Source organism: Psychrobacter sp. CX10 (genome assembly GCF_057621575.2).
Map to the genome: position 1 here is coordinate 1,127,120 of NZ_CM177736.1, position 20,661 is coordinate 1,147,780.

Below are 20,661 nucleotides of genomic sequence, written 5' to 3' on the forward strand. Positions count from 1 at the left end.
TTAGACCATTCATTACCCTATCTTTCAATAAATTATGATTAGTTCTTTTATAATTTTATATATCACTCAAAATGAGCTAGGGCATGCCCCTATTTTTGATGGCTCAATGTTTCAAAAAGTGCTATAGTTATCTCTCAATTTAGATCGTTAGTGTACCCGTTTTACTCTCTTAGCTCACTAAACAATCCAGTCAATTTAACCTTTTAAGTTTATGATTAAATTTAACTTTTTTACTGTTTATAGTTATACCTCTCATTTAGTTAAATAATGTTGTTGTATTTCCCCCCTATTCTTTAAGCTTTTATATTGAGCTATTAAAATTTAGACAATCAGGTCGTTTATGGCATTTGTACATCTTGGTATTCATAGTGAGTTTTCAATTACAGACTCGATTATTCGCATCAAACCTTTGGTAAAAGCTGCCGCCGCTGACGGTCAAATGGCGTTGGCATTGACGGATCTATCTAATCTATATGCCACAGTTAAGTTTTATCGAGCGTGCTTGGGCGCCGGTATAAAGCCCATCATTGGTGCAGAGATTATACTAGATGACGAGTCTACTCGATTAACCTTATTGGCCATGAATAACGAAGGCTATAAAAGTATCACCCGTATTGTTTCACTTGGATTTACTGAAGGGCGTATGAACCCCGATAATAGAGGGGTTCCTGTTGTTAACAAGCAACACATCTTAGAAAACAATGAGGGGGTCATTGTATTATTCACCGAACATTCAGATGTGGGCCACGCTTTAACAGGTTCAAATCCACAACGTGGCTATCGGTTGATAGAGGAATACAAATCGACATTTGGTGATCGTTTATATTTTGCAATTAAGCGCACCAACCGCCCCGGTGAAGATGCATTTATCAAACAGTCAATATATGCAGGCAGTCAATACGCGATTCCTATTATTGCGCACAATGATGTTCGATTTTTAAAACAAGAAGATTTTGATGCTCATGAAGCGCGTGTTTGTATTGCAACCTCTTATGTATTAGCAGATCCAAATCGGCCCCGTAACTATTCAGACCAGCAGTATTTAAAAACTCAACAAGAGATGGTCGAGTTATTTGCTGACATACCTCAAGTGATAGAAAACACGGTCACACTCGCACAGCGTTGCAACGTTAATTTAACCCTTGGAATTAACGTATTGCCTGAATTTCCGGTTCCAGAGGGCGAAACAGTCGAGTCTTTTTTTCGCTCAGAATCCAAACGTGGTCTTAATGCAAGGCTTGATAAACTTTACCCTGTTGAAGAACGTGACGATACCTGGCCTGAGATTCGTAAGCCCTACGATGAGCGTATAGAGCACGAGCTCAATATCATTTTAAAGATGGGATTCCCCGGTTACTTTTTAATCGTTATGGACTTTATTCGCTGGGCTAAAGCCAACGGTGTCCCTGTAGGTCCAGGACGTGGATCAGGTGCGGGATCATTAGTTGCTTATGCGCTTAATATTACTGATTTAGACCCGTTACATTACGATTTGCTGTTTGAGCGCTTCTTGAATCCTGAACGGGTGTCTATGCCCGACTTTGATATAGACTTTTGTATCGAAGGCCGTGATCGCGTTATTGAATATGTGGCCAGTCAGTATGGCCGAGAAGCGGTATCACAAATCATTACTTTTGGTACGATGGCCGCCAAAGCGGTGGTGCGTGATGTGGCTCGCGTTCAGAGTAAATCCTACGGTTTGGCTGACAAAATCTCCAAACTTATTCCCAAAACGCCCGGTATCACCCTTCAAGATGCGCTATTAGAGGAGCCTCAACTCAAAGATCTAATCTCCAATCCAGACAATATGGATTATGAAGATGCCAATGAGATTTGGGAGATGGCATTAAAGCTTGAAGGTATTACGCGTAACGTCGGTAAACATGCCGGCGGTGTATTGATTGCGCCTAATAAAATTACTGATTTTAGCGCTATTTATTGTGATGAAGAAGGTCACCGCGTTAGTCAATTTGATAAAGACGATGTCGAATCTGTAGGATTGGTCAAATTCGATTTTTTAGGTTTGCGTAACCTTACCGTTATCAATGCCGCTGTCAAAAATATTAACGAAAGACGTGCTCGTGAAAACCAGCCGCCCATAGAGCTTGAAGATTTACCGCTTGATGATAAAAATGCTTATAAACTTTTACAAGATGCCAAAACCACTGCGGTATTCCAGTTAGAAAGCTCTGGCATGAAGAAATATCTGGCTAAGCTTAAACCAACTGATATCGAAGATGTGATCGCGATGTGTGCATTATACCGACCTGGCCCTTTAGATGCCGGCATGGTAGAGATGTATATTGACCGCAAGCATGGCCGTGAAAAGGTGGTATATGATCATCCAAACCTTGAGCCAATTTTAGAAAATACCAATGGCGTTATCGTCTATCAAGAACAGGTCATGCAGATCTCTCAGGTTATGGCTGGATATAGTCTAGGCGGGGCGGATATGCTGCGCCGCGCGATGGGTAAGAAAAAACCAGAAGAGATGGCCAAACAGCGCGATATCTTCGTATCGGGTTCTACCAATCAAGGCATCGACCCAGTGGTATCTGGGGGTGTTTTTGATTTGATGGAAAAGTTCGCCGGTTACGGTTTTAACAAATCACATTCTGCGGCATATGGGGTGTTGGCGTATCAAACTGCCTACCTAAAATACTATTATCCTGCCGAATTTATGGCGGCAGTGCTCACATCCGATATGAACAATACTGATAACGTGGTATTTTTCATCAATGACTGCCGTGAAAACTTTGATTTAACTGTAGACAACCCTTCTGTTAATCGTAGTGAATGGCATTTTGTTGCTGATAAACCTACCAATATTATTTATGGATTAGGTGCAATCAAAGGGGTGGGTGAGGGTGCAGTAGAGTCCATAGTACACGCAAGACAGATAGGCGGGCCATTTACTGATTTATACGACTTCTGTCGCCGTGTCGATATTAAAAAGGTCAATAAACGAACGTTGGAAGCATTGATCAAATCAGGATGTTTCGATGACTTTGCGATGACGCTGCGTACTGATTTAGATATAGATCAGCATCATCAAATTCGCGGTGCTTTGATGAAGCAGCTGCCAAGTGCCGTACAAGCGGCCGAGCAACAACGTCAAAATGATGAACTGGGGATGATGGACTTGTTCAGTGAAGTTGATAACGCGACCACTGCTCCCCCGCTCCCTACTGATGCTGATCTGATCTGGGGAGACAAACATCGTCTTAAAGCTGAAAAAGACACCTTAGGTCTATATCTGACTGGACATCCCCTCGATCAGTATCGTAAAGAAGTGGCCATCTATACCAATAATGCCCGCTTAGATAGCTTAGCGGACACAGGCTATAACGGTAGTACAATGTTTGCGGGTTTAATCATGGATATCGCAAACTTTGGCAACCGCTGCGTGATCACCCTCGACGACGGCACTGCACGACTTGAAGTCAGCTGCTATGCAGAACGCTTTAACCGTATCAAAGACAAGCTTAGAATAGATGAAGTGATTGTGATTAAAGGCGGTATTCGTGATAAGGATGGCAGAATATTCGCTCGGTTAGATAATGCTTATACGCTACTAGAATGTCGTCAGCGCTGGATCAAAAAAATCACCATTAAGATTCATACTCATGATGAGCAGTTGCTACACTCGATAGAGCCGCTACTAAAGACCGCTCAAGCAGATATTATTCCACGTCAAGATTCGGCGCTTATTGAATCCTCAAGTTTTGATGATGACATGGATGATGTCAACGGGCAAGATACGGCCAATGCCTATTACGAAAACGGTTACCAGAACAGTCATGAAAACGGTGCAGTGACGCCTGTTATGCACAATAACATGCCCGACAACGTACCTTCTAATATGAACCCAACTATAAATGATGGATGTATTCCACTATCACTGAATGTGTTCTGCGACTTTGCTATTGCTAATGTGGATCTCAATGAGGATTGGCGTATGTATCCTAGTGATGACAATCTAATGCAGCTCAGCACTATCGTGGCGGATGATCATTTGCACTTTCATTATTCATAATAGCGCTTTATAAGGGGCTGTATAACGTTTAAAACATAAATTATTTTAAGAACATTTTGATTAATTACCGCCAGCGCCTTGCTCTGACGCTGCGCTATTTTTTACGAGCATGAGCTTGGCGGTTTGTTTTAGTTTTTGCCATTCAAGATCGTCTACCTCAATACCTAAGTCCCAAGATTGTTGATGTCTATCAATAATGTCTTCAGCGCTTAAATATTTGGTATACCCTTGCACATACTTTTCAAGCTCAAAAGTACTGGTTGATAACTCAATAATCATATCTTGTTCATTCATAGAAGATATTTGCTGATCGTCTAGTAAATATAAATCTGGATAAATATTACCAAGCTTTAGTGCAAACAGTGTGTGTCTCGGATGGCTTCCATTATCCCACTTGGTGACATAAGCAATGCCTTTGGTTGCTATTCTTAATAATTCACCATAAGCAAGCCAGCGATTATGACAGTTTCTAAGCTTTAATTTGATATGCTGAAGCCCGCCGCTAGCAAAGTGCTCCAAAGCATAATCAAGAACTGCTGGCAGATGATAGGAGATGCTATTATTATGAAAATCAAAACTTAGGGTTAAAGTGGATGCCGTTGCTTTATCGTTATTGTTTGATACGACATCGTCGATAATATCGTTATTTAGAACATCAATCTCCACTTCAGTCTCTGTCTCATTAAATAGATAATCACTGGCATTATTAAAATGCATTACGCCATCCAAACCTGCCATTTGTAATTCTGCCACCATATTTGCAATCAGCTCACATTCACCATATACATTGCGCGTCCCAATAAAGGCCTTTTGCACTAAATTTATAATTTCATTATGAGAGACGATCATGTTGTGCTCCATTCTCGAACAGTTAACGCTATGATGTAAAAACTTAGTCGCATGTATAAATATTATTATTCTAAAAATGTCTAGGGTCGGTTGAGTCTTATTTCAATTCAGGTAATAACGGAAACAGCCATTCTTCATCGTTAACTTCTTTAAAGGTTGGCGCGCCTTGGAATAAGGTAATTCTCACCCACCTATCCGATCTGGGATCGAACTTAGTGGCTCCAAATAAGGATAACTTGCAGCGTAGTAAATCGATTGGCAACGCCTCTTTATGCAGTATATTCATCTGAATATCGCCCATTTGTTTATTACCCATTGTCCATACTCTACGCGTGATATATCTGAATTTTGGATATTTGAGTATAAATTCTGACATTTTTTGATTCGGATCAACCTGCTTTAGCGATGCGTATAAATTTAGCGCTTGGCGACCTATATCTAATGCAAGTTCCTTTTCTACACCATCTTCACTCCCTCTAACGCCTAGTCTGGGTTCTTCTTTGTCCTCTGAGCGATACCAAAACCAGTATTTATTTTGAGGATCATCAAAATCTATGTTGATTGCCCATTGATATCGTGACTCTAACACCTCGATAACGTCAGCTACTTTTTTTCCAATCGGCATCTCCATTGTTTCATCGGCATTCATGTTATATTCAAATGCATCAACTTTATCGGGATACAGCTCTAGTAAACAGGCGATAAACACTTCTTGAGTTTCAAAACTTTTCGAATTTATGGCATCAAGCATGTTACCCCAAGAACCATAGCTTGTGAAATTTAAATGATTAACTATATCACTCACCTCTTTGGATGCTATTTCATTCTTATACTTTTGCAGCTCGTTAATCGTAATCACTTCATTCAAATGATTTGACGCTCTATTTAATAGTGACTTTAGAATATCGAGTTTAGATTCATCTATGTTAGTTTTAAGAACGGATGCCAATGCTTTTTCTCTAGTGCTCAGCCATTGATCGACGATACTGGGATGATTAATTAAATAAGGCGCCATACCTAGACCCGTTGCATTACCGACGCCTAAATATTGTTTTAGGCGTGGATCGAGTCCGACCGTTTTACACCCTCCTTTATTTCTAGCTAAAAATTCAACCCAGTCTATACTAAATTCTCTAAGTAAGTACACGGCGCACATCTGCGCGCTAAAAGACTGCCCGAAATCACTTGAGCTCTCTAAAGGTTTAAAATCATGAATTCCGAATTTGCCATTCCCGTATACGGCGGTAGTTCTTAAAATATAGCCAACTTGAGCCAGAACATTAGGATCGGGTTGCATGCCTTGGGCCAAACTATCCACCACGTGATTGAACACGCGCACACTTTTGTTAGCGCGAGCCAATACGATAACCTTATTGGTATTTCTGCCCGCTTCTTGCAGTGGTACGTTTTTTTTAAGTTGATGAAGCAGATCTTCAGGCACCTCGCCTTTTACCATACAAAACGTGACATCCCAGCGCTGTGCAATCACTCTATCGTTACGCTCCTCATCGGCGATATCATCACAAAATATCACGAGATGATAGATGCCGTTTTGAGTAGTTAATCTATATATGGCGTGACCCACACCTTCTGAGGTCAACCACCACCGCTGTAAGTTTAGTTGCCATTTTTCACGGTAGATTTTTCTAAGTAAGGTGCGAACAAAGCTCAGACGAGTTTGATGCATGGCGCCGAGTCTATCTGGACTCATAACGACACTCGGATCGCGTAGTTTTATAGACGCTTCGACCTTCTCTTTGTGAGCCTTATTAGTAGAGTCGTTAAAAGTCTCGTTTAAAGACTTACTTATAGACTTGTTTAAAAACTCATCGATATATGAAACCTGTGTATCCTTAGCATTGATAACATCAGCCTCAGTTGCACCGTTTATATTACTTGCAACGTTTTTAGTATCCTTATCCTTATCCTTATCCTTATCCTTATCCCTATCCTTAATACCATTAGCCATGCTTTATTCTCCTTCATCCATGAATTAGATATTTATAAAAATCCTAAAGCTCTCCTTGTTGTTGGTTGTAAAATTATGGCGTATGTTTGTCCATGGGCTCACTAGCTAATGGTTTAGCTGTGGCTGATTCCGCTGGATGACTCTTTGTAAGGGCACCATTATCGATGTGATCGGAAGTTAAATTGTTGTTCCTATCGATTATATTGATGTTGGTATCGATTATATTGTTGTTTAATAGTCTCTTAGTTTCTAAGCTTTGTGTCAGCATACTATTGGGGCGGTATAAGTCTTGATCTTTTGCCATTTGTCTCGCTATTTGAGGCCCATTCCATAAGGCTGGAATCATAATAAAAGACACTGGCACCGCTGTAATCACAATGAATGATTGAAGTGCTGTAATACCACCAGAGCCAATTGAGATAAGTACTATCGCGGTCATACCCATCATAATACCCCAAAAGGTTCTAATAAGCGCATTTGGCTCACGCTCACCACTAATTACGACACTAATGGTATACGTCATTGAATCGCCAGTTGTGATAATAAAAACAGTCGTAAGAATTAAAAATAGAATGGACACGATCTTAGGAAATGGTAACTGCTGAGTTATGGCCAGTAGCGCACCAGGCAGATTAAATCCTTCAAAGGCTGTACTTACACTTCCTGGATTTGCAATTTCAAAAGCAAGTCCACTTCCGCCTACTACCGTAAACCAAAAGCAGGTTACGACAGGTGCTACTAAGCAGACGGTGGTGATTAATTGTCTGATCGTGCGTCCGCGTGAAATACGCGCGATAAAGATTGCCATCATGGGGCCGTATCCTAAAAACCATCCCCAAAAAAACACCGTCCACCAACTAAGCCAGCCTTCATCTCCTCTAAAGGTCGCCATCGGTATAAAGTTGTCCACCATACTACCCAAACCCTGAATGTAACCATTAACGATAAAGTTACTAGGGCCAAATATAAGTATGAATACCATTAATGCTACTGCGAGCATGACATTAAAGCGGCTCAATAACTGCATGCCTCTAGCAAGTCCACTTATAGCTGACAGGGTATACATGGCTACGGCAAATAAAATGATGATAAGCTGTGTGGTGAACGTATCTGGTAAACCAAATAAAACATTGAACGCATAGCTAATTTGCAATCCTAAAAAGCCAATTGGTCCGATAGTTCCAGCAGCCACGGCAACGATACAACAAGCATCAATAATTGCACCCGTCTGCCCTGTTAGCACACGATCTCCAAATACAGGATATAAAAAAGTACGCGGCTTAAGCGGTAGGCCTTTATCATAATGTAAATGCATAATAACTATTGCGGACAGACTACCTACAATAGCCCAAGCCAAAAACCCCCAATGCATGAATGATTGGGATAACGCATTAAATGCTTGCTGCTGAATATCAGCCGTTTCAGCAAATAAAGGCGGCGGCGTTACAAAATGAGCCAAAGGCTCTGCCGCTGCCCAAAAGACGCCCCCACCTGCTAATAGGGTGCAGAATAATATTGCCATCCATTTAAAGCTGTCCATCTCAGGTTTGGCCATATTGCCTAATATAACCCGTCCTGTTCGTCCCGCCCCAACAACCAAGGCAATAACAAACGTCGCTAACAATAAAATTTGCCAGACAGGACCGAAGAATTTAACAGACCAGTTGAATCCTACTTCTACGATTTGAGCCAATAACTCTTGGTTAAAGACGGCTAGTAATACAAACATTAAAATAAATCCGCCGCTATACCATAAGGCCGGATTTGACAAGCCTAATGTGTCTTTATTAATGACGGTCTTATCGACAGCGCTGGTTCCATTGTTATTCGTCTTAGAATAAATTTCAGAGTCAACTTTAGAGTTATTTGGGGTGATATCCTTATCAGTCATTGTCTTATATCCTTATATGAACGTTATATTGACCTACAGGCACTTCATTTATAAAGATTCCTTCTCTACATAATGAAGCGGATTTGACCTATTTTTAGTTATATCGATGAGGCTTATTTAAGTTGTTAAGTTGAAATTATTAGGGTCTGTTTGGTTTTGAGTCTTTAAAGACTGGTCAAGAAACGCATACCAGTTACCTCCAATAATTTGACCAGCTTCTACCTCATCAAACCCGACTCTTAGAAGTCCTTCATAAATATTGTGCATACCGTCTTTACCCGCAAACCAAGGTAGTGACTCTGGCCAGCCTGCGTTATTGGCAGACCCTTCGCCATAGTCTTTTTTCTTTGACCAGCGGCCATTACGCATCCATTCAAGCACAGAGACAGGTTGATTCAAACACAAGTCACTGCCTATCCCTAGTCCATCAACACCCACCATCTCTGCCGTTTTGGCAACCATGACACAAAAATCATTTAGCGTACAATCGCTACCATTAGGTAGGTGAAAAGGATATAAACTAAACCCCAATAGTCCGCCTTTCGATATCAATGATTTGATGACCTCATTAGATTTGTTGCGTAGTGCATCATGGGCAAAAGATGGGTTGGCATGGCTAATACATATAGGACGTACAGATTGCTCAATGGCTTCAAGAGTTGATCGCTCAGCACTATGCGACATGTCAATAATCATTCCGACTCGGTTCATCTCTTTTATTACTTGCTCTCCAAAACGTGTAATTCCAGAGTCATGTTTTTCATAACATCCGGTCGCTAGCAAACTTTGATTGTTGTAAGTCAACTGCATGATACTTAAACCTAACTTTTTCATAACACTTATCAGTCCAATCTCATCATCGATTGGTGAGCAGTTTTGTGCGCCAAATATAATGCCGACTTTACCCATACGCTTGGCTGTATCGATGTCTTGAGCCGTATATATAGGCATGATGACATCCGCGTTTTGTTCAAAATGCAGCTCCCATTCGGCAAACCTAGTTAATGTCTCTCTTGCATTTTCGTGATAAACCAAAGTTGCATGAACGGTGTTAATGCCACTGGCCTGTAGCATCAAAAAATAGTCTCTATTCCAATTAGAGTATTGAAGTCCATCAATTACGATCTTATCTTCAAACATGGTTCTTCCTTGAGCTTCGCTTTATATATCTAGTGTTTATATATATCTAATGTTTCAATAAGCTTTTTGATAGGCGGTTTTAACAATGGTATAGAATTCTTTCGCGTATTGACCCTGTTCTCGAGGACCAAAGCTCGATGATTTGCGGCCACCAAAAGGCACATGGTAATCCGTGCCTGCTGTCGCTAGATTCACCATAACGCACCCCGCCTCGACTTTTTCTTTGAATAAAGCACTATTGCGTAAACTTTGGGTAATAATGCCGCCCGTTAAACCAAATCGTGTGGCGTTAGTCATGGCAATCGCTTCATCAATTTCGTCGCTAATACGAATAACAGACGCTAACGGTGCAAACACCTCTTCTTGGTTGACGTCCCAATCATTTTCAGTATTTAGAAGTAAGGTAGGCGCCATATAATAGCCATCGTGTGGCATATCCAAACGCGTGCCACCACAAGCAACATCTGCGCCCTGACTTTTAGTTTTAGCAACCCAATCTAAGTTAGATTTTAGTTGGGTATTATCTACCACTGGCCCCATAAATATGCCTTCTTCTAGCGCATGGCCTACTTTTAATGATTCAATTCGTTTGAGTAGTTTTTCAACATATTCATCATAAACACTATCCATCACCAATAAGCGAGACGATGCCGTGCATTTTTGACCTGATCCTGAGAATGACCCTGCAATAGAGGCGTCAATGGCAATATTCATATCGGCATCATTGGCAATAACTAAGGCGTTTTTACTTCCCATTTCTAACTGACAACGTACGAAGTTGGGCGCAGTTGCGGCCGCTACTTTACGCCCTGTTTCAACCGATCCTGTAAAGCTGACGGCATCAATATCTGTGGCGTTAATGAGTGCATCGCCAACACTGCTGCCGCCGCCCAACAATAAATTGAACGTGCCAGAGGGCAAGCCATGCCTATGAATAATCTCGGTTAATGCAACCGCACTGGCTGGGGTTAAGTTGGCAGGCTTCCATATAACGCTATTACCGTATGCCAATGCAGGCGCTATCTTCCAAACCGCCGTTGCTGTAGGGAAATTCCATGGCGATATGATGGCGACAACACCGACCGCCTCTCTTGTTACTTCAACTTTAACGCCCTGGCGTACCGAATCAGCCAGATCACCCATTTGGCGTAACACCCCGGCTGCATAATAATGAAAAAACTGACCTGAGCGATATATTTCACCGCCGCCTTCAGCAAAGGGCTTGCCCTCTTCTCTAGACAGTAAACGCCCTAACTCATCACATCGCGCTATTAACTCATCCCCGATGGACTGTAATATACTTTGCTTACGTTCCATAGGGACACTCGCCCATTCTGGCTGTGCACGGCGCGCAGCGTCTATTGCTTCTTGGACCTGAGACTCATCGGCTTGAGCAAAGACACCTATTGTCTCGGTTATATCAGACGGGTTGATATTGGTTATGGTGTTCGATCCCTCCCGCCATTCACCATTGATGTATAAAGCATTGGTAGTGGGTAAGTTAGTCATAATGCGATCCTTGCGTCATCAAAAAGGTAAGTTGTTAATATATGTGGTTAAAATTCTGTTTAGGACTTATAGGCGTAATAAGAGTATATGAAATTTCATAAAGCTCTTTCATATAACCTAGGTCTAAAAGTTTAGTAAATCAAAATCATTGGATAAATTAAATTAGTTTTAATACTATTCTTTAGTTCCGCTATTAGGCACTGATGCATATATCACAAATTCTACGAGCATTTCTTCTCGCGCCAGTCCAGCTACAACTACAGCAGCTCTATTTGGATATGGCGCATTGAAGTAATCACTATAAATCTGATTGACCGTCGTCAAATATTTACGCTCAGTCACATAGATAAGTACTTGATTAATGGCATCCATAGTCACGCCAGCACAGTCGAGCGTATGTTCTAGATTTTTAAAGGTTTGACGCGTTTGTGCTTCAATACCCCCATCGACAACGGCGCCTGTATCATCAATCGGGATTTGCGCAGTATACAAAGTTCCGTTACTGACTACTGCCCATTCCAAAGGTGCTTTTGAAGCATATAATTGGGTTTGAATAGGCAGCTTTTGTACGTTTGCTTCATTCGCCAGATTAGTTTGCATTGTCTGTTCAGTTTGTTTTGATTGTTCAGATTGTTTTAAAGAACTATTTGAAGTCATGAGGTTATCCATTATCTTGAATGTTTAGCAAGGCTATAAATAATTGTTCTTAATAATTGTTCTTAATAATTGTTCTTAATAGTTGTTCTTAAAGAAAGCTCTTAACATGAGCTCATAGATAGAGTTGAATATAAGCTTGGGATTGATCAAATAAAATCTATTTATAAATATTAAAACTAATTATGTGCATCGGATCATTTAAGACCATCATAGTGTATAAAATGAGTTCTATTTAATTTAGTTGAACACGTATTAAAGCTTATTTATAGTCAGCGAAATACTAAAGGGTTACGGTGTTGACCTCGCTTGCCCTACTATATAGTCAGCGAACTTATAAAGAGTCACGGTGTTAACCTCGTTAAGCCTACCCTAGTAGTACTTGCACTCGGTTGCCTTGTAGCCAATATAGATTTCTTTGACTATATGCACCTATGATAAGTATTAAAATGTGATTTATCTAACAAATTAAATTATAATTATGATAGATAAAATCTATCAGTATGTTTATAATAAATCTTATAGATATAGGTCTAAACAAAATCAAGATAGTCGTTATGAATATAAAGCTGCAACAGTTAAGACATTTTTTATTTGTCGTCGAAGAAGATGGATTTAGAGCGGCGGCTTCAAAAGCCAATCGATCGCAAGCAACTTTGTCATCCTCTATAAAAGCACTTGAGAATGAATTAGGCAGCGTATTATTTGAAAGAGGTAATCATACAAAACTGACACCGTTTGGCCGCGCTTGCTTACCAAAAATACAGCGATTTATGGAAGTTTATAAAAACTTAGAATTAGACTTGCTCAAGGAAGCTTTAGGGAAAGTTGGTAAGATTCGGATTGCCACAGTGCCGTCATTAGCCACAAGATTGCTCCCTAATGTTCTTCGAGAATATTCAAGGTTGTACCCAGATGTAGAAATTAGTATTGTGGATGACAATTCAGTAGGAGTCTGTAAACGCTTGCTGGCAGGTGAGGTGGATATCGCACTGGGTAACTTAAGCACACTCAATCAAGAGGAATTTGTATTTTCGTTATTGCTTGAAGATGCCATCGGCGTGGTTTGTACCCAAGGGCATCGATTAGCGGCTTATAAAAAAGGGGTTGTTTGGCAAGAGTTAATGTCTGAATCCTTTATACTCAATGGTACGTGTCACCTACTTGACCATACACCAGCGTATAAAATCAATCAAACCCCCCGTTATGAAGTTGCAAATATAACCTCTTTGTTTTCATTGCTTCGTAATCAGTTAGGCGTTACCACATTACCTAAACTTGCATTTCCTGAGTATGATACTCAGTTAGTATGGATACCTTTACTCGAACCACTTGTTAAACGCCAAATTGGAATCTTTAGCGTAAAAGATAGAACGTTATCGCCCCAAGCTCAGATATTTACAGAACTATGTGAAAGCTACGTGCAGACATTAAGCGATTAAAAGGGAGTTTCAAATTGAAAGCTAATAACCGTCCAAGATGGCTCGTAAAAATCTAAAACATACCTAATTTATCAATACCTAAGACTTATTAACACCTAATAATAAACAATACTTTGAGAAGTTATGACTGCGCCTAATGTAGAAAATCAAAACCAACCTTTATCTAATGAGAATTCGACTGCGTTACATGAACAACTCGGCCGCATTAGAATCATTATGGTCAATACGACCCTGCCTGCCAATATAGGTTCGGCTGCAAGGGCAATGTATACTATGGGTATAGAAGATCTGATGGTTGTAGACCCTGCACGTCCTATTGATGCAGACAGCGCCGCTCATGCGGCGGGTGCGCAGCACGTTCTAAATAATTGCAATATCGTAGATACTCTGGCAGAAGCTATTCAAGATTGTGAACTGGTATTTGCTGCCAGTAGTCGTCAACGCCATTTGCCGCGTCCTGTAGTCTCTCCCGATATGGCAGCTCAAATCATGATTTCAAGACCTTTGAATAGCTCTAACATAGCCATTATATTTGGGCGTGAAGACAGAGGATTAACTAATGATGAGCTTGCCTTAGCAGATTATCATATTCAAATTGATGCCAATCCTAACTATCCAGTACTCAACGTGGCATCTGCTATTCAAGTTATTTCAAGTTTTATTTATAGCCAGTTCTCGCATCAATTTAGCAATGTGTCAAATACGCCAAGCTCGCTAGCCATATCTAATACAGCATTGAATTCAACACCAGATAAAATTGCCGAGTCAAAGCAAATTGATGTGGTCATTCGTCAGATATGGGACACTCCCGCCATTAGTCATGAACAAAAAGCAGCTTTGGAAACTAGACTTATTGAACTAATGTATCAATTGGATCTTATCAAAAGCACCGATAACGATACGCTTAGAGAGCTACCCAGCCGACTTTTACGATTAATATCTAGGGTTCAACTCGATCAGAAGGAATATGAGATTATAAATGCTATAATTGCTAAAATTAGTCGTAAACTTATCGATAAATAATGTAGATAATATACTCATATTTATTATTAAATAAAGGCGTATAATAAGATCTATCAATGTTTAGACCCTTTAAAACTCATAAAAAACATAAAAAATAATCCGCAAATGCGCCTAAGCTAACTTTTAAACTTAATCTATTATAAGACTGTGATATGAGACTCATTAAAGCCATTCAAAAAGCCAAGTTCTCATTACAAGAAGATATTGCTTCTGTATTTAATCGTGACCCCGCCGCGCGCAATAGTTTAGAAGTGTTATTGACCTACCCAGGTATACACGCGCTAATTATGCATCGAGGCGCACATTACTTATGGAACAAAGATTTTAAATTTTGCGCTCGCTCGCTTTCTTATGGTTCGCGCATGTTGACTGGTATTGAGATTCATCCTGCTGCACAGATTGGCAAACGGTTTTTTATCGATCATGGCATGGGTGTGGTGATAGGTGAAACCGCTCAAATAGGTAACGATGTTACCTTGTATCATGGCGTTACGCTTGGCGGTGTGTCGCTCGGAAATGGTAAACGTCATCCTACTTTAGAAGATGGTGTTATTGTTGGGGCAGGCGCCAAGGTACTTGGACCCTTTACCGTCGGTAAAAACGCTAAAATAGGCTCTAATGCTGTCGTGGTTAAGTCAGTACCTCAGGAAGCAACTATGGTCGGTAGTGCCGCACGTATGATCACCCAAACAAGTGAACCCCAAAGTTCTTCAAAAATGGATTTAAAAGAAAACTCCTGCCCTGACGGTACCAGAATAGACAGCTCTAAAACAGACAGCTCTAAAACTGACAGCTCTAAAACAGACAGCTCTAAAACAGACAGTACTATTTCATATCGTACCCAAACAGATAAGACAAAGGCTACCTCGATACCGATTAAAGAACGTTTTGACTTTAGCGCTTACGGCCTAAACCCAAATTCAGAAGACCCTGTGGCTGAAGCTTTCGCAAAAATGCTCGATCACATTCAGCAATCAGAAATACGCATTAATGAGCTACAAAAAGCTGTTTGTAGGCTTGACCCAAAGTTTAAGGCAACTGAATGCGACAAATTGACTTCAGAGGATTTGGACCTCATTAGAAACTCTTAGACCGCTTCAATTCTAATCATATAAGAGGGCTTAAAAGAATCGCAAACCTATAGTATTTAAATGATTTTACCCCATTTATACAAAAGCTTGCGCTTTGATGAGCTCTTTGATACCGACCCATTCATGATGCTTGAAAGGATACCGCTCTAATATCGCTATCAGCTGGTTACCCTCTCCTTTAAATGCTAAAACGTCTATATCTATGATAACCTGACGTACCTTAGGTGCTTTTATATGGTTAATAAAAACCTCTGTGTCTAATTTGCTAATAAGCTCGGCGGCATAACAATCATTTTGTATTATTTTTTCTAAAACTTTTGTCGTTTTAACGAATTCGCCCAATGTTATGGCGTCATCACCTAAGTTATATACATTATTGAATTTTTGAGTGTTTAGTATTAGAAATCCACATTGATTGGTATAATCTGGTTTTGGATTATCTGGTGTGGCCGTATAGTCTTGATTAACGAATTCAGATGACCATTTTGTAAAATCTGAAATCGATTCAAGCTCCTCTCTTGCTCGCTTCAGATGCTGTTCAGTATTTGTATTACTTCCGAGTTCTATTAAGACCGCATGTGTAACCTGATCGCTTTGTTTGCTTAAAGACTGCAAAGCCGTAAAAGGCAGGTTTATTTGATAGGTATCAGAACTACTGCCCTTCATGCTAGGGTTAGTTTCGTTTGTTTTTAAAATTTTTTGACCACTCATCTAAGTGTGTCCTCAACCTAATCGTCTTTTTATATAATGGCTATCTAAATTAATGCATCGGTTTATCGAAATATAAAAAACGATGACTTTATAAAACCTCACCACCTGGAATCTTATTACCTATCACCTACTAACCTACTTACTACCTATCACCTACCTGCCCATCACCTACCTGCCCATCACCTACTTACCTAGCAGCTACTTATCTTTAATTAAATTATCTAAAATTTGTAATGTAGAACCTACTTACTTAAAAATTACTTAATTAGAGTTTACTTATTCAGGTTTCCATGTCGACTACGTACAATCTGCACGGCAACCAAATCTGCTTCTTTAATAGCTGTTGGTTTACCGATGCTTATTTCAACCTCATCGGTTTCGTAATTTTCGAGTATATTGTTTGCAATTAATACAGCTAAACGCTCTATAAGCATCGCTTTGGTGTCTTGGCACCATGCAGTTATATCATCGCATACCGCTTTATAATTAATCGTGTGTTCGATATTGTCAGTATTAGCTGCCTCATTAATGTCAGTTTTCATGGTCACATCGATAACTAAGGGCTGGGTGATTGCGCGCTCCCAATCGTATACGCCAATGACAGCATCTACTTTGAGCCCTTTGATATATACCTTGTCCGAATGACGCATATAATTCTGCCTTATTTTATAGTTTATTTTATCGTACATTTGTACTATTAATTAAAACCGTTTGGCTTTATTTTTATTCTTGATCAGTCCTTCATTTGAACCGTCATAAATTTGATCAGTAAGCAAATAGTCTTTAAGCGGATTTCGGTTAGTTTAATAGCTTACTCGGCCTATGCCGCCATAAATCAATACTAAACAATAACAATCCTATCCAAATTAAACCAAACACCATCAATCGCTTAGAATCAAAAGGTTCGTGATAATAGAATATGGCGACCAAAAATATAATCGTAGGTGTTAGATAATTCATAAAACTAATAATACTAAAGGCGACCATCTTGGTTGATTTATTAAATAATAATAGTGGTATCAATGTCACAGGTCCTGCCAGCATTAAGAACCATATGTTATTACTCCACCAAAATGAAAGGTTGGAGCTGACCACATCTGTCGTCATAAACCAGTAAATACAAATCGGTACTAATAACGCCGTTTCTAAAAATAATGCATCTAGCGCTGCTAAAGGCGTTCTACGCTGCATCACCCCATACACACTGAACGAGCATGCCAAAATCAAAGAAACCCAAGGCAGACTACCTAACATCGCCACTTGAATCAAAACCGATGCCGCTGCAAAACCTACCGCTATCCATTGAAGCAGTCTTAGACGCTCTTTTAATACGATTAGTGACAATAATATACCCACTAATGGACTGATAAAATACCCTAAGCTGGCTTCTAAAATTTGATTGGCATTGACTGCCCACACGTAGGTCAACCAGTTTATGGCAATAATCAAACCAGATAAAAAAGTAATCCAAATAAGTCTTGGATGACGTTTTAGAGTGTTTATCCAATCCCAGCGTTTACTAATAGTCAGTACAATCAGTAAGCATATAAATGTCCAAACAATACGATGCCCTATAATCTCGACAGCATTGTATTGACTTAACTGTTTAAAATAAAATGGAAATGAACCCCATATTGAAAAAGCAGCTAAAGCAGTCAAAACCCCTTTGGTTGTCGTTTGGATCATAGCGGGTTTGGCCTTAGTAGTCATACCCTGTTTTGAAAGAGTGCTTTTAGAAGGATGGTTTGACATATAGGTATTCCACAATTATACGGCTAAGAATAGTCATCGAACTACTATACGGTTACAATGTTAACCTCGTTAAACCTACATGAATGGTAATTGCACTCGGTTGCCTTGTAACTGTTTTAGACTTCTTTGACTATAGTTCGATGACTTTACCTTTCGTTGACTATCATTAAAGCATTGTTCCATTTTAAATAATAAATAAAGCCACCCTCTTATGGATGGCTGCTTAATATATTAAGTTATTAAGAGTGTGAACAGTATCAAATAATTAATTCAATTTAGTAGCGATATTCATACCAATTCGATTTGCTAACTCTGCAAACTTTGGGAAGCTCGTATTCACTGTCTCAACTCCATTAATGGTAATGGTGTCATTGGCTCTTAAGCTTGCAATTGAAAAACTCATGGCTATACGATGATCATGGTGTGAATAAATATCCCCACCACCAAATATAGCATCATGCGATTCCTCATTACCTTTACCTTCGATAATAATACCATCGTCCGTTACGGTACATTCTATGCCTAATAGAATCAAACCTTCTGCCATTACCGCGATTCTATCCGACTCTTTAACTCTGAGCTCTGCTGCGCCAGTTAATACAGTTTGACCTTGTGCACAGCTGGCCGCTACAAAAAGCACGGGGAACTCATCAATAGCCAATGGCACTAAATGCTCTGGAATCTCAATACCTTTAAGCGGTGCAGACTTTATGGTGATATCGGCAACAGGCTCACCCCCAACGAAGGTTTCATTAGTGAGTGATATATCCGCACCCATAAGTTTTAAAATATCTATCACGCCTGTGCGCGTCGGGTTCATGCCTACTTTTTCAATGGTAATCTCAGCATCTTTCGCGATAGATGCTCCAACCATAAAGAAGGCAGCTGATGATATGTCTGCAGGAACGGCTATGTCGCAGGCTGTGAGCTTCCCACCACCTGACACACTAATTTTATTGCCATCGACATCCACATCATATCCAAACGCTTGTAGCATGCGTTCAGTATGGTCTCGCGTAATTTCAGGTTGAAAGACGGTGGTTGTACCCTCAGCCCATAATCCTGCAAGTATTAAACAAGATTTAATTTGTGCTGAAGCCACAGGCATGGTGTAAGTGATACCATTTAGCGAGGTGCCTCGCTTATCACTACCTGTGATGCTAACTGGTGCCGTGCCACGCTCTCCAGTAGTTTGCAATGAAGCTCCCATTAGACGCAGCGGCTTAGCTACTCGCTCCATAGGGCGTTTTGACAAGCTGGCATCTCCAGTTAGTACACTGTCAAAGGTCTGTGCTGATAAGATACCAGAAAGCAGACGCATGGTAGTGCCAGAATTACCCATATATAGAGGGGTTCGACTAGGCTTTAATCCATTAATTCCCACACCGTGTATGGTTACTTCGCCATTTTCAGGACCTTCGATGGTCACCCCCATGTCTCTAAATGCCTGCAGCGTTGCCAGTGCGTCTTCACCTTCTAAAAAGCCGCTTACTTTGGTAATGCCTTCCGCTAAGCTACCAAACATAATACTACGATGAGATATCGACTTATCGCCAGGGACTTTAATACAGCCTTTTATAGTCGTAGATGGTTTGATGATGAACGAACTTGAAGGGGTAGTAGTCATATATTTATCCGTGGTCGAATGCTCTAATAGTATTTTGGTATAAGGGGTGCTGGTTAACATATGATCAAAATGCTGCCTTGCAGATTGCGAGCGACCTAGTAAGCCAAGAAGCTTAGTTGAATCTTCTTGCTCTATCATGAGCCGCATTTTAGATAGGTAGTCGCTGTATTCATCTAATGCATTTAGCAATGAAGATTTGTTAGCAATAAAGATATCATGCCACATCATAGGGTCACTGGCTGCAATGCGGGTAAAGTCTCTAAACCCGCCTGCGGCATAACGGAATATGTCCATATTATCGTCGTGACTTGAGAGCTGCTCAACTAGATTAAAGGCCAATAAGTGAGGTAGATGACTGGTATAAGCCAATACCGCATCGTGATGCTCGACATCCATTTTCATGACAGTAGCGCCCACTGCTTCCCACAAGGCACTGACCTTATCAATTGAGGCTATATTGGTACTGTCTAATTCACACACAATTACTTTATGATTTTCAAAAAGTGTGGCAACCCTTGCTGTGTAACTAGAACGCTCTGCCCCTGCTATTGGGTGCGCTGGAACAAAGGTTTCTGGTAATTCGCCGAAAATATCCTTAGCTGACTTCACCACATTTTGCTTGGTACTACTCACATCAGTAATAATGCAAGTGTCATTTAGTAGACCTTGTTGTTTTACAGAATGTAATTTTTTAAAGATAGAGCTGACTGCTTTGACAGGAACGGCAATAACAATACAATCACTGCCTTGAACCACCTCGCTTAAATTATCACCACCATAATCAATTACTTTATCTTCTATAGCAGCCTCAATGCTAGGCTTATGATTATCTACTGCGACAAGGCGCGCGGCTAGGCCTCTATCTTTAATTGCCTGTGCTAGGCTTGCACCTATTAGTCCTAAACCGACAATACAAACCTGTTCAAAAAGCATATCTTTCTATCTTCCTAATAACCTAAATCGGGTA

14 protein-coding genes are annotated in these 20,661 nt (G+C 40.2%); 4 read left to right on the plus strand and 10 right to left on the minus strand.

What is annotated here, in order from left to right; translation table 11 throughout:
- The first annotated feature begins 340 nt into the window (after nt 1-340).
- Nucleotides 341-4,036, plus strand: a complete 3,696-nt coding sequence (gene dnaE, locus AC21OH_RS04370; protein ID WP_487370371.1) for a DNA polymerase III subunit alpha — start codon at nt 341-343, stop codon at nt 4,034-4,036.
- Nucleotides 4,037-4,096: 60 nt separating this feature from the next.
- Here dnaE and AC21OH_RS04375 read toward each other — a convergent pair whose 3' ends face one another.
- The 6 genes from AC21OH_RS04375 to AC21OH_RS04400 all read right to left on the minus strand — a co-directional run bounded on the left by AC21OH_RS04375 (nt 4,097) and on the right by AC21OH_RS04400 (nt 12,051).
- A complete protein-coding gene (locus AC21OH_RS04375) occupies nt 4,097-4,885 on the minus strand; it encodes a DUF3726 domain-containing protein (protein WP_487370370.1) in 789 nt (262 codons plus the stop codon).
- A 97-nt stretch (nt 4,886-4,982) separates the two neighbouring features.
- Nucleotides 4,983-6,854, minus strand: coding sequence for a hypothetical protein (locus AC21OH_RS04380; protein WP_487370369.1), 1,872 nt, complete (start codon nt 6,852-6,854; stop codon nt 4,983-4,985).
- Between the two features lie 73 nt (nt 6,855-6,927).
- Entirely contained in the window at nt 6,928-8,745 is a 1,818-nt protein-coding gene (locus AC21OH_RS04385) for a BCCT family transporter (protein WP_487370368.1), read from the minus strand.
- Nucleotides 8,746-8,862: 117 nt separating this feature from the next.
- Nucleotides 8,863-9,885 (minus strand): membrane dipeptidase, encoded by a 1,023-nt coding sequence (locus AC21OH_RS04390; RefSeq protein ID WP_487370367.1) that lies wholly within the window; start codon nt 9,883-9,885, stop codon nt 8,863-8,865.
- A gap of 54 nt (nt 9,886-9,939) precedes the next feature.
- On the minus strand, nt 9,940-11,394 hold the full coding sequence (locus AC21OH_RS04395) for an aldehyde dehydrogenase family protein (RefSeq protein WP_487370366.1): 1,455 nt from the start codon (nt 11,392-11,394) through the stop codon (nt 9,940-9,942).
- A 174-nt stretch (nt 11,395-11,568) separates the two neighbouring features.
- Nucleotides 11,569-12,051: a RidA family protein gene (locus AC21OH_RS04400; RefSeq protein ID WP_487370365.1), complete on the minus strand. Its 483-nt coding sequence runs from the start codon at nt 12,049-12,051 to the stop codon at nt 11,569-11,571.
- 554 nt (nt 12,052-12,605) lie between these two features.
- Here AC21OH_RS04400 and AC21OH_RS04405 point away from each other — a divergent pair.
- From AC21OH_RS04405 to cysE, 3 genes are all read left to right on the plus strand, one after another.
- The gene (locus tag AC21OH_RS04405) at nt 12,606-13,490 is read left to right on the plus strand and encodes a LysR family transcriptional regulator (RefSeq protein ID WP_487370364.1); all 885 of its coding nucleotides are present in this window, start codon (nt 12,606-12,608) and stop codon (nt 13,488-13,490) included.
- Between the two features lie 123 nt (nt 13,491-13,613).
- Nucleotides 13,614-14,513, plus strand: coding sequence for an RNA methyltransferase (locus tag AC21OH_RS04410; protein WP_487370363.1), 900 nt, complete (start codon nt 13,614-13,616; stop codon nt 14,511-14,513).
- 152 nt (nt 14,514-14,665) lie between these two features.
- Entirely contained in the window at nt 14,666-15,604 is a 939-nt protein-coding gene (gene cysE / locus AC21OH_RS04415; protein ID WP_487370362.1) for a serine O-acetyltransferase, read from the plus strand.
- Nucleotides 15,605-15,679: 75 nt separating this feature from the next.
- Here cysE and AC21OH_RS04420 read toward each other — a convergent pair whose 3' ends face one another.
- From AC21OH_RS04420 to AC21OH_RS04435, 4 genes are all read right to left on the minus strand, one after another.
- Entirely contained in the window at nt 15,680-16,315 is a 636-nt protein-coding gene (locus AC21OH_RS04420) for a hypothetical protein (protein WP_487370361.1), read from the minus strand.
- A 272-nt stretch (nt 16,316-16,587) separates the two neighbouring features.
- Nucleotides 16,588-16,965: a dihydroneopterin aldolase gene (gene folB, locus AC21OH_RS04425; protein ID WP_487370360.1), complete on the minus strand. Its 378-nt coding sequence runs from the start codon at nt 16,963-16,965 to the stop codon at nt 16,588-16,590.
- 148 nt (nt 16,966-17,113) lie between these two features.
- On the minus strand, nt 17,114-18,025 hold the full coding sequence (gene rarD / locus AC21OH_RS04430) for an EamA family transporter RarD (protein WP_487370392.1): 912 nt from the start codon (nt 18,023-18,025) through the stop codon (nt 17,114-17,116).
- A gap of 307 nt (nt 18,026-18,332) precedes the next feature.
- Nucleotides 18,333-20,627 (minus strand): bifunctional prephenate dehydrogenase/3-phosphoshikimate 1-carboxyvinyltransferase, encoded by a 2,295-nt coding sequence (locus tag AC21OH_RS04435; RefSeq protein WP_487370358.1) that lies wholly within the window; start codon nt 20,625-20,627, stop codon nt 18,333-18,335.
- Nucleotides 20,628-20,661 lie beyond the last annotated feature (34 nt).

Bases quoted from the DNA above. Each gene is read 5' to 3' on its own strand.
- AC21OH_RS04385 (WP_487370368.1), bottom strand. From the start codon at position 8,745: ATGACTGATAAGGATATCACCCCAAATAACTCTAAAGTTGACTCTGAA.
- AC21OH_RS04405 (WP_487370364.1), top strand. From the start codon at position 12,606: ATGAATATAAAGCTGCAACAGTTAAGACATTTTTTATTTGTCGTCGAA.
- AC21OH_RS04400 (WP_487370365.1), bottom strand. From the start codon at position 12,051: ATGACTTCAAATAGTTCTTTAAAACAATCTGAACAATCAAAACAAACT.
- AC21OH_RS04390 (WP_487370367.1), bottom strand. From the start codon at position 9,885: ATGTTTGAAGATAAGATCGTAATTGATGGACTTCAATACTCTAATTGG.
- AC21OH_RS04435 (WP_487370358.1), bottom strand. From the start codon at position 20,627: ATGCTTTTTGAACAGGTTTGTATTGTCGGTTTAGGACTAATAGGTGCA.
- AC21OH_RS04375 (WP_487370370.1), bottom strand. From the start codon at position 4,885: ATGATCGTCTCTCATAATGAAATTATAAATTTAGTGCAAAAGGCCTTT.
- dnaE (WP_487370371.1), top strand. From the start codon at position 341: ATGGCATTTGTACATCTTGGTATTCATAGTGAGTTTTCAATTACAGAC.
- folB (WP_487370360.1), bottom strand. From the start codon at position 16,965: ATGCGTCATTCGGACAAGGTATATATCAAAGGGCTCAAAGTAGATGCT.
- AC21OH_RS04395 (WP_487370366.1), bottom strand. From the start codon at position 11,394: ATGACTAACTTACCCACTACCAATGCTTTATACATCAATGGTGAATGG.
- AC21OH_RS04380 (WP_487370369.1), bottom strand. From the start codon at position 6,854: ATGGCTAATGGTATTAAGGATAGGGATAAGGATAAGGATAAGGATAAG.
- rarD (WP_487370392.1), bottom strand. From the start codon at position 18,025: ATGACTACTAAGGCCAAACCCGCTATGATCCAAACGACAACCAAAGGG.
- AC21OH_RS04420 (WP_487370361.1), bottom strand. From the start codon at position 16,315: ATGAGTGGTCAAAAAATTTTAAAAACAAACGAAACTAACCCTAGCATG.
- cysE (WP_487370362.1), top strand. From the start codon at position 14,666: ATGAGACTCATTAAAGCCATTCAAAAAGCCAAGTTCTCATTACAAGAA.
- AC21OH_RS04410 (WP_487370363.1), top strand. From the start codon at position 13,614: ATGACTGCGCCTAATGTAGAAAATCAAAACCAACCTTTATCTAATGAG.